Origin of the sequence: Pseudothauera rhizosphaerae (assembly GCF_004801305.1) — a bacterium.
Taxonomy (GTDB): Bacteria; Pseudomonadota; Gammaproteobacteria; order Burkholderiales; family Rhodocyclaceae; genus Pseudothauera; species Pseudothauera rhizosphaerae.
On the sequence record NZ_SSOD01000009.1, the window covers coordinates 153333 to 161948 of the forward strand.

General features: G+C 67.1%; 7 protein-coding genes. 6 read left to right on the forward strand and 1 reads right to left on the reverse strand.

The genetic code is table 11. The annotated features are described in order from the left end of the window. The first annotated feature begins 98 nt into the window (after window positions 1-98). From E6O51_RS13190 to E6O51_RS13215, 6 genes are all read left to right on the forward strand, one after another. The gene (locus tag E6O51_RS13190) at window positions 99-2156 is read left to right on the forward strand and encodes a TonB-dependent receptor domain-containing protein (protein ID WP_136385453.1); all 2058 of its coding nucleotides are present in this window, start codon (window positions 99-101) and stop codon (window positions 2154-2156) included. Between the two features lie 84 nt (window positions 2157-2240). Further along, window positions 2241-3539 (forward strand): class I SAM-dependent methyltransferase, encoded by a 1299-nt coding sequence (locus E6O51_RS13195; RefSeq protein WP_136385454.1) that lies wholly within the window; start codon window positions 2241-2243, stop codon window positions 3537-3539. 280 nt (window positions 3540-3819) lie between these two features. Beyond that, a complete protein-coding gene (locus E6O51_RS13200; RefSeq protein ID WP_136385455.1) occupies window positions 3820-4140 on the forward strand; it encodes an iron transporter in 321 nt (106 codons plus the stop codon). Between the two features lie 32 nt (window positions 4141-4172). Further along, window positions 4173-6140, forward strand: a complete 1968-nt coding sequence (locus E6O51_RS13205) for a PepSY-associated TM helix domain-containing protein (RefSeq protein ID WP_211091400.1) — start codon at window positions 4173-4175, stop codon at window positions 6138-6140. Further along, window positions 6137-6472 carry a DUF3325 domain-containing protein gene (locus tag E6O51_RS13210; protein WP_136385457.1) on the forward strand — a complete coding sequence of 112 codons (336 nt, stop codon included), beginning with the start codon at window positions 6137-6139 and terminating at the stop codon, window positions 6470-6472. Before E6O51_RS13205 ends, E6O51_RS13210 begins: the two co-directional genes overlap by 4 nt. A 1-nt stretch (window position 6473) precedes the next feature. Beyond that, window positions 6474-6902 carry a PH domain-containing protein gene (locus E6O51_RS13215; protein ID WP_136385458.1) on the forward strand — a complete coding sequence of 143 codons (429 nt, stop codon included), beginning with the start codon at window positions 6474-6476 and terminating at the stop codon, window positions 6900-6902. Between the two features lie 12 nt (window positions 6903-6914). Here E6O51_RS13215 and E6O51_RS13220 read toward each other — a convergent pair whose 3' ends face one another. Continuing rightward, on the reverse strand, window positions 6915-8345 hold the full coding sequence (locus E6O51_RS13220; protein ID WP_136385459.1) for an aldehyde dehydrogenase family protein: 1431 nt from the start codon (window positions 8343-8345) through the stop codon (window positions 6915-6917). Window positions 8346-8616 lie beyond the last annotated feature (271 nt).

The following is an 8616-nucleotide window of genomic DNA, read 5'->3' on the forward strand; positions in this document are numbered from 1 at the left end:
TATTGTTCGCATTCGCGTTACTTCCGGTTACCGCTTCGGGGCCGCCGGAACGACCGCCAACGATATCCATCTGCCCCCGTTACTTGGAGAAGAAGTTCATGTCTGTCCCCGTGCCGTTCAAACTCAAGCCCCTGACCATCGCTGTCACGCTGGCGTGCGTTGCTCAAGCCGCCCAGTCCCAGGAAATGGAAACCACGGAACTGGGAACCGTGACGGTAACCGCCGCCGGCTACGAGCAGAACATCAAGGATGCGCCGGCCACCATCACCGTGATCTCGGCGGAGGAACTGAAGAAGAAGTCGTACAGCGACATCACCGATGCGCTCAAGAATGTGCCCGGCGTCCACATCCAGGGCGGCAGCACTGAACAGTCCGTCATGATCCGCGGCATGAGCGCGGACTACACGCTGTTCCTCATCGACGGCAGGCCCGTGCAGGACAACCAGGCGTTTGGTCTCAACGGCGGCGGGGCAGGGGCACCCGTCCACTTCATGCCCCCCATCGAATCCATCGAGCGCATCGAGATCATCCGTGGTCCGGCTTCGTCCCTGTATGGCTCCGATGCCATGGGCGGGGTCGTCAATATCATCACCAAACGGGTGGTCAGCAAATTCAGCGGAGCGCTCACGACGGAGTACATCAAGTCCGGCTCGGGCAACGACGTCACCAACGACGGTTTCCAGACCAGCGTGGCGCTGAACGTCCCGCTGATTCAAGACGTGCTTTCCATGCAGCTCACGGGGGCTTTCCAGAACCAGGACGAGGCGGACTTCGTGGGCGGCGGGGACGCGGCGGCGGCCGATCCCGAGTTCAAGAAGCGGAACGTGGGCGCAAAACTCAACTGGAAGGTGGACGAGCGGAACACCATCACGCTGGGTGCTTCCCACACCAAGCAGGAACGGTGGCACAACGCCGGCAAGAGCCTGGCCGCCGACGATGACGACTCTTACACCAAGAACGAGCGGGACAATTACTTCATCCAGCACGAGGGCCGGTATGGGGACCTGCTGTGGAACTCTTACCTGACCTACGATTCCTCCGAAAACCCCACCCGCCGGAACGCCACCACCGGCAACGGCATCAAGTTCGACTCCTGGAGCGCCAACACGCAGGCGACCGCCTTCCTGGGCAAGCACACGCTGACCGGCGGGGCCAACTACAAGAACGAGAAACTGGAAGACGGGGCGACCAACGGCGTCAACATTCCGGGCATGGTGGCCTCCACGGACGTCGTCGAAATGGAGCGTTACCAGTACTCCCTGTTCGCGGAAGACGAATGGCAGTTGATCGACGACCTCGCGCTGATCTTCGGTGCCCGCTACGACGACAACGAGGCCTTCGGCAGCCAGGTCAGCCCCAAGGTCTATGCCGTCTATCAGGCGACCGACCACCTGACCCTGAAGGGCGGGATGACCACCGGCTACAAGGCCCCCAGCCTGCGCCAGAGCGCGCCCGATTTCGGCGGCACGTCCATGGGCGGGGTCATGATCGGCAACCCCGATCTGAAGCCGGAAACCTCCCGCAGCTACGAGGTCGGGGCAAGCTACGAGAATCAAAGGCTGGGCCTTTCCGGCAGCCTCACGGCCTACCAGACCGATTTCGAGGACAAGATCACCCGTACCGGCCGCATCTGCCCGCAAAACACCGTGTGCACCTACAAGGGCACCGTCTACCCGGCGCACCAGTACGGCTACACGGCCTATGAAAACGTCGACGAGGCCGAACTGAAGGGAGTGGAGTTCACGCTGGATTACAGAATTCTCCCCAGCCTCACCTACCGCCACAGCTACACCTACGCCAAGACCGAGCAGAAGTCCGGCACCAACAAGGGCCGTCCGCTCAACGACATTCCCGAGCACATGTTCAACGTCGGGCTGGATTGGGACATCAACTCCAAGTGGGGCACCTGGGTGCAGGCCAACTACCGCGGCAAGACCTCGGGACGCACCGTGAATGCCAGCGGTTCGGCGACCAACAACGTGCGTTATCCCTCCTATACCTTCTATGACCTGGGCCTGGTTTACACCGCCACCAAGGACGTCAAGCTGAAGCTGGGCCTGTACAACGCGGGCAACAAGAAGGTCGCGCCCGAGGAAGGTTATGCTTACGTGCTGGACGGCAGGCGCTTCATTGCCTCGATGAGCCTGAATTTCTGATGCTCTGACCGGTTTCATGCAACGGCCCGGCAACCATGGGTTTGCCGGGCCTTTTGCTTTCCGCCATGCCAAGGTGATTGCCATATGAACAGGAAAGAAGGCTATACGGTCGATGTCGCCTATCCCGCCTTTTTCTACAAGGAGATGCTGCCCGTCTGGCTTTCCGCCATGACGCGCTTTCTGGGCTTCGCCGCACCCGGCCTGACTTCGCCCTTCACCTATTGCGAACTCGGCTGCGGCGTCGGCATCAACCTGCTGGTGGCTGCCGCCAGCCACCCCAGCGGGCGTTTCCTCGGCGTGGACTTCAACGCAGCGCATCTCGAAACCGCCCGGGATGCGGCGCGGGCGAGCGGACTGGAAAACATCGAATTCATCCACGCGGATTTTGCCGCGTTCGCGCGAAGCAACAAGACGGATTTCGACTTCATCGCCTCCCATGGGGTCTGGTCGTGGATTGCGCCGCAGCACCGGGCCGGCATGCTGGACAGCGTCGCCCGCCATTTGAAGCCCGGCGGGGTTTTCTATCTGCACTACATGTGTTATCCCGGTTCGACGGACATGGTGCCGGTGCAGAACCTGTTGAATGTTCTTTCGCATCACCTCCAGGGCACGTCGGCGCAAAAGATCCAGGCCGGACTGGCTCTTCTGCTGCGGCTTGCCGATGCGGGCCTGTTTGCCGACCAACCCGCCACCCAGGCCAGGCTGCGGGCATTGACGGAAAAGGACCCGAACCACCTGGCGCACGAGTTCCTGACCGACCACTGGCAACCGCAGCACGCGGTGGATGTGCACCAGCAGGTCGGCGAGGCGGGCGTGAACTACCTGGGCAGCGCCGATGTTTTCAACAACCTGGACCCGGCCCTCTCCATTCCGGGCAAGCTCCTGGGGCTGGTCAATCGGATGGCCGCTCCGGCCCTGGTCGAGACGGTCAAAGATCTGGCCAGGAACAGCCACCAGAGAATGGATATTTTCCAGCGCACCCCCAGGGCCCTGGGCAAAGAAGAACATCTCGCGCAGTTGGGTGCGATCGTGTTCGGGCTGCTGCCCGGCGCACCGGTGCAAGAGCCGCTTCAGGGACCGCTGGCCTTCTCGACGCCGATAGGCCCCATCGAAGGCCCGGCGGAAGTCTTCGCGCCGCTGCTGCACAGGCTTTCCGAAGGCGAGGCATCCTTTGCCGAGCTGAGCCGCCTGCCGGTTTTCGCGGAGCAACCGGGGCTGCTGTTCCAGTCCCTGCAACTGTTGATGCATCAGGAGATCGTGCATCCCGTGAAGCCGGTTCCGGCCCGCGAAAACGCCTCGGTGGAAAAGCTGACGCAATGGCTGGGCATGCACGAGATTGCGTTGCGGATCGTGGGCGAGTGCGCAACGGCGGTCAGGACCTGAGTTTCAAACCGGCTTCCGGCTTGGGCGATGTGGTGAGGGCGTAGCCCGCGTGACGGCCGGGTGCGGAGAAGGGCCTGGCCGTGCCCTCCGGAGAGGTGGGCTGTGCTTTGCCAAGCTATCGCAAGGTTTCTACATTTTGACAAAGAAAATAGAGAGCTAATGCGTACCATTCTCATTTGAATCCAGGAGGTGAATGCTGCGGTGCAGCGATCCACCCGGATGTGGCCGGATGCACCCCGTGTACCAGACCCGCCGGTTCCCGGCGAGAGAGAAAACGACAATGAGCACTCATCATTACCTGACCTGTTTCGCCGACCACCGGCCGGTGCTGAACGTGACGCTGCGTTCGGCACTGGCAATCCTGGGTGGTTACGGCCTTGCCGCGCTCGCCGCGTCCGCCTTCGCGGTGGGCATGCCGCTGCCGCGGGTGGACGCGGTGACGCTGGCCATCATGCTGTCCTTCATCGTTTATCTGCTGGCGGTGATGTGGGTATTCGCCACCGCCACCCTGCTGCGCGCCGCTGCCGGGCTGGCCGTGGGTGCGGCGGTGTTCGGCGCCTGGCTGTGGCTGGCGCCGTCGGCGGCGGGAGGTGCGGCATGAGGTTCGACAAGCCGAGGACTTTCCGCCAATCGATGAAGTGGGTCCACACCTGGACCGGGCTGCCTCTGGGCTGGCTGCTGTTCGCGGTGTATGTGACGGGCACGCTGTCTTTCTTCCATCCGGAAATCACCCTGTGGATGCAGCCGGAATCCCACCGCGCCAAGGTGGCCGAGACCGAGGAAACGGCCAGGCGTGCCTTCGAGGCGCTGGCCCGCGTAGCGCCGGACGCGCCCCAATGGACGGTGTCGCTGCCGGGTTCGCGCAGCGGCGTGGCGGGCCTGGCCTGGCGCGAGGCGACCGCGGGCCAGCCGGCCGGCGGCCAGCAGAACGCGGTGCGCGGCGAAGCTGCGCGCCGTGGCGAAGGCGGTCAGGGTGCGCGTGGCGAGTTCGGTGAACGCGCTGCGGGTGAGGGTGTGAGCGAACGCGGCGCCGGCGGTCAAGGCGACGGCGCCGCGCCGCGCCGCGGATTCGGCGAGCGCGGCATGGCTCAGGGCATGCAGGCGCGCGGCGAACGCGGTGCGCGCGGTGCGGGAGGGCGAGGCTCCGAGGAAAGCGACGCGGAGGAAGCCGGCGCGGCTCAGGCTGGCGCACAGACGCCCGCCGCGTCCGGCGGTGGCGTGCAGGGCGGCGAGGGCGGTCGCGGACAGGGGATGAAGCGCGCGACGATGGACCCGGCCACCGGCGAACTGATCGAGCCGCGCCAGACCGCGGGCGGCGGCTTCCTGTACCGCTTCCACTACCGCCTGTACGGCTTCGATCGCACCTGGGGCCAGTGGATCGTGGGTGCGGCCACCATGGTGATGTTCATCGCGCTGATCACCGGCGTCGTCATCCACCGCACCATCTTCCGGGACATCTTCAGCTTCCGCCCGGCCAAGGGCAAACGCTCCTGGATGGACGGCCACAACGCCAGTTCGGTGCTGTCCCTGCCCTTCCACGTGGTCATCACCTTCTCGGGCCTGCTGCTGCTGGGCAACCAGTTGATGCCGTCGGCCGCGTCGAGTGCCTATCCGGGCGACGAGCGCGGCTACTTCATGGAGATGCGCGGCATGCGCGGCGGCGAGCAGCAGCCGGCGGCGCGTCCGTCCGGCACGCCGGCGCAACTCGCCGACATCGGCCCGCTGCTGGCCGTGGCGCAGGAACGCTGGCCGGAGCAGGGCGTGGGCAGCATCGCGGTGAACTTCCCCGGCGACGCCAGGGCCACCATAGAGCTGCGCCAGGCGCGTGGCGACGGGCTGGCCAACCGCGCCATGGGCGAGCGGCTGCTGTTCGACGGCGTGACCGGCGCGCCGCTGGAGGCCCCGCCGGTGGCCGATCCGTCCGGCGTGCGCGCCACCAGCAACGTGCTGAGCGCGGTGCATCTGGGACGCTTCGCCTCGCCGCTGGTGCGCTGGCTGCTGTTCGCCTCCGGCGTGCTCGGCTCGGTGATGGTGGCGAGCGGGCTGGTGCTGTGGGTGGTTTCGCGCGCCAGGGACCGTACCGCGGACGGGAAGATTCCCGCCGGCCATCGTTTCGTGGAAGTGCTCAACGTGGCCGCGGTCGCCGGCCTGCTGGTGGCCATCGGCGCCTACTTCTGGGCCAACCGGCTGATTCCGGCGGAGGTGGCCGAGCGCAACCTGTGGGAGATCCGCGTCTTCTTCACCGTGTGGTCGCTCACCCTGCTGCATTCCCTGCTGCGCCGCCACAAGCAGGCCTGGATCGAGCAACTGGCCCTGGCCGGTGGCCTGCTGGCGGCGCTGCCGCTGGTCAATGCGGCCACCGGCGGCGCCCACCTGGGCGTTGCTTTCTACCTGGGGCAGTGGCAGGTGGCGGGCTTCGATCTGTGCGCCCTGGTGTGCGGCGCCCTGCTGCTGCACGCGGCGCGCAAGGTGGCGTCGCACGTGCCGCGGGAGAAGGTGGCCCGGAGCGCGGGGCGGACGAAGAAACCCGCCGCCGCGGGCGGTACGGACGAAGGCGGCGACGGGCCGGTGCCGGCGGTGCTGCAGACGGAGGAAGCATGATGGACTTTCTTGCATTCGCGCTGGCGTTCGCTGGTTTCTCCACCATCGCCATGGGCATGGAAGGCCATGGCCGCCAGGTCTTCGGCCGCGTGCCGGAAGAGGGGCGCCGCCGCCTGCTGAAGCTGGCCGGCTGGGTGCTGCTGCTCCTGTCCCTCGTACCGGCACTGGCCGCCCGCGGGCCGTCCATCGGCACCGTGCTGTGGCTGAGCCTGCTGACGGCGGCGGGTTTCATCGTCGGCCTGATGCTGAGCTACCGTCCGCGCCCGCTGCGTGTGGTCGGCCCGGCATTGCTGGCGCTGGCCGTGGCGGTCTGGGCGCTGGCCGGGCGGTAGCATGGGGACCGTCTACAAGTCGAAGATCGACGCTTGGCTCGCCGTCCTGCTGGTGGGAACGGTGGCCGGGTGCGTCTGGGCGGGCTTCGTGGCGGGGCGGGCCGGCGGCTTTATCGCCTCGTGGTTGTCCGCGCTCCTGTTCAGCCTCGGTGCGGGCCTGCCCTTGTGGATACTGCTGGGCACGCGCTATGTGCTCGACGCCGAAAGTCTGCGCGTCGAATGCGGCCCCTTCCGCTGGCAGGTGCCGCTGACAGGGATCACCGCCGTGACGCCCACGTCCAGTTTCCTGTCCAGCCCGGCGCTGTCCCTGGACCGGCTGCGCATCGACTACAAGCCCGGCGCATCGGTGATGATCTCGCCGCGGGACAAGGAAGGCTTCCTCCGCCAGCTCGACGCCTTGAGGCGCGAGGCGGCGGGGGAAGGCGGCTGACGGGCTGCGCCGTCAGCCCTGGCGCAACTGCAGCGCCTGATATTCCAGGAATTCCTCCAGCCCGTACTCGCCGGCTTCCCGTCCCAGGCCCGACTGCCTGAAGCCGCCGAAGGGCGAGCGCGGGTTGAAGGCGCCGCCGTTGATGTCCACCTGGCCGCTGCGGATGCGCCGCGCAGCGATGATGGCGCGCTCGTCGGTGCCGGCCCACACGGCGCCGCCCAGGCCGTAGAGGGAGTCGTTGGCGATGCGGATGGCGTCCTCGTCCCCGTCGTGGGGCAGGATCACCAGCACCGGGCCGAAGATTTCCTCCTGCGCCACGGTGGCGTGCGGGTCCTCGCACACCAGCACGGTGGGGGAGACGAAATACCCCTGTTCCAGCCCCAGGGGCGGCTCGGCGCCGCCGCATGCCAGGCGCGCGCCTTCGGCGACGCCGCGGCGGATGTAGTCGCGCACGCGGTCGCGCTGGGCGGCGCTGACCAGCGGACCCAGCCGCCTGCCTTCGTCCAGCGCCGGGCCGAGAGTGAACTTCGCCATGGCCTCGGCGGCGATCCGGGCGGCTTCTTCCAGCCGGGCGCGGGGCACGACGAGGCGGGTATGGGCCGAGCAGGTCTGACCGGAGTTGAGCAGGCAACTGGAGACGGTGCCCTTGACCGCGGTGGCGAGGTCCGCGTCATCCAGCACCACGGCGGCGGACTTGCCGCCCAGTTCCAGCGCCACCTTCTTGACCGTGGCGGCGGCCAGCTCCGCCACCCGGCGGCCGGCGCGGGTGGAGCCGGTGAAGGACACCATGTCCACGCGGGGGTCGCGGGCCAGCACTTCGCCCACCACGGGGCCGTAGCCGGTGACCAGATTGAACACGCCCGCCGGCAGGCCGGCCTCGTGGATGGCCTCGGCCAGGATGAAGGCGTTGATGGGGGCGACTTCGGAAGGTTTCAGCACCACGGTGCAGCCGGCCAGCAGGGCGGGGGCGACCTTGAGCGTGATCTGGTTGAGGGGGAAGTTCCACGGCGTGATCGCGCCGACCACGCCCACCGGCTGGCGCAGCACCAGCGAATGGCCGACCCGGCGCTCCCATGCGAAGCCTTCGGCCATGGCCGCGTAGTTCTTCCAGTGCCACAGGGGGCCGCCCACCTGCACGCGGGCGGCCATCTTGAGCGGCATGCCCACTTCGCGGGCGATGGCCTCCGCCAGTTGCGCGCTGCGCACTTCCAGGGCCTGGGCAATGCGGCCGATGGCGGCGGCGCGCGCGGCCGGCGGGGTGCGCGACCAGCCGTCGAAGGCGGCCTGGGCGGCGGCGACGGCTGCTTCGGCGTCGGCCTCAGTGCCGGCTGGGATGCGGGCGTAGACGGCTTCCATGCTGGGGTCGATGACCTCGATGGCGTCGCGGCCGGCCGCATCGGTCCAGCGGCCGCCGATGTAGAACTGGGTGCGCTGCAGGGGCATGGGGTTGTCTCCTGTGCTTGTTGGAATCGTGGTGGGATTCTATCTGCTGTGCGGCCGGATGCCGCGCATGGTGGGAGCAACTGTCTGCAGCAGATTTGTCGTTCAGGCTTACAGGGGGTCGCCCGTTCTCCATGTGGTCTGGTGGCGGATCATGGCGTTCAGACGAATGAGGAGGACGCGCATGCAGGCGACGAGGGCGACCTTGGGGCACTTGCCGCGCTCGCACAGCGTGTTGTAGCGACGCCTGAAGTCATCGTGTTTGCGGATGACC

Coding starts and splice junctions, on each gene's coding strand:
- E6O51_RS13190 (WP_136385453.1), top strand. CDS start 99: ATGTCTGTCCCCGTGCCGTTCAAACTCAAGCCCCTGACCATCGCTGTC.
- E6O51_RS13195 (WP_136385454.1), top strand. CDS start 2,241: ATGAACAGGAAAGAAGGCTATACGGTCGATGTCGCCTATCCCGCCTTT.
- E6O51_RS13200 (WP_136385455.1), top strand. CDS start 3,820: ATGAGCACTCATCATTACCTGACCTGTTTCGCCGACCACCGGCCGGTG.
- E6O51_RS13205 (WP_211091400.1), top strand. CDS start 4,173: ATGAAGTGGGTCCACACCTGGACCGGGCTGCCTCTGGGCTGGCTGCTG.
- E6O51_RS13210 (WP_136385457.1), top strand. CDS start 6,137: ATGATGGACTTTCTTGCATTCGCGCTGGCGTTCGCTGGTTTCTCCACC.
- E6O51_RS13215 (WP_136385458.1), top strand. CDS start 6,474: ATGGGGACCGTCTACAAGTCGAAGATCGACGCTTGGCTCGCCGTCCTG.
- E6O51_RS13220 (WP_136385459.1), bottom strand. CDS start 8,345: ATGCCCCTGCAGCGCACCCAGTTCTACATCGGCGGCCGCTGGACCGAT.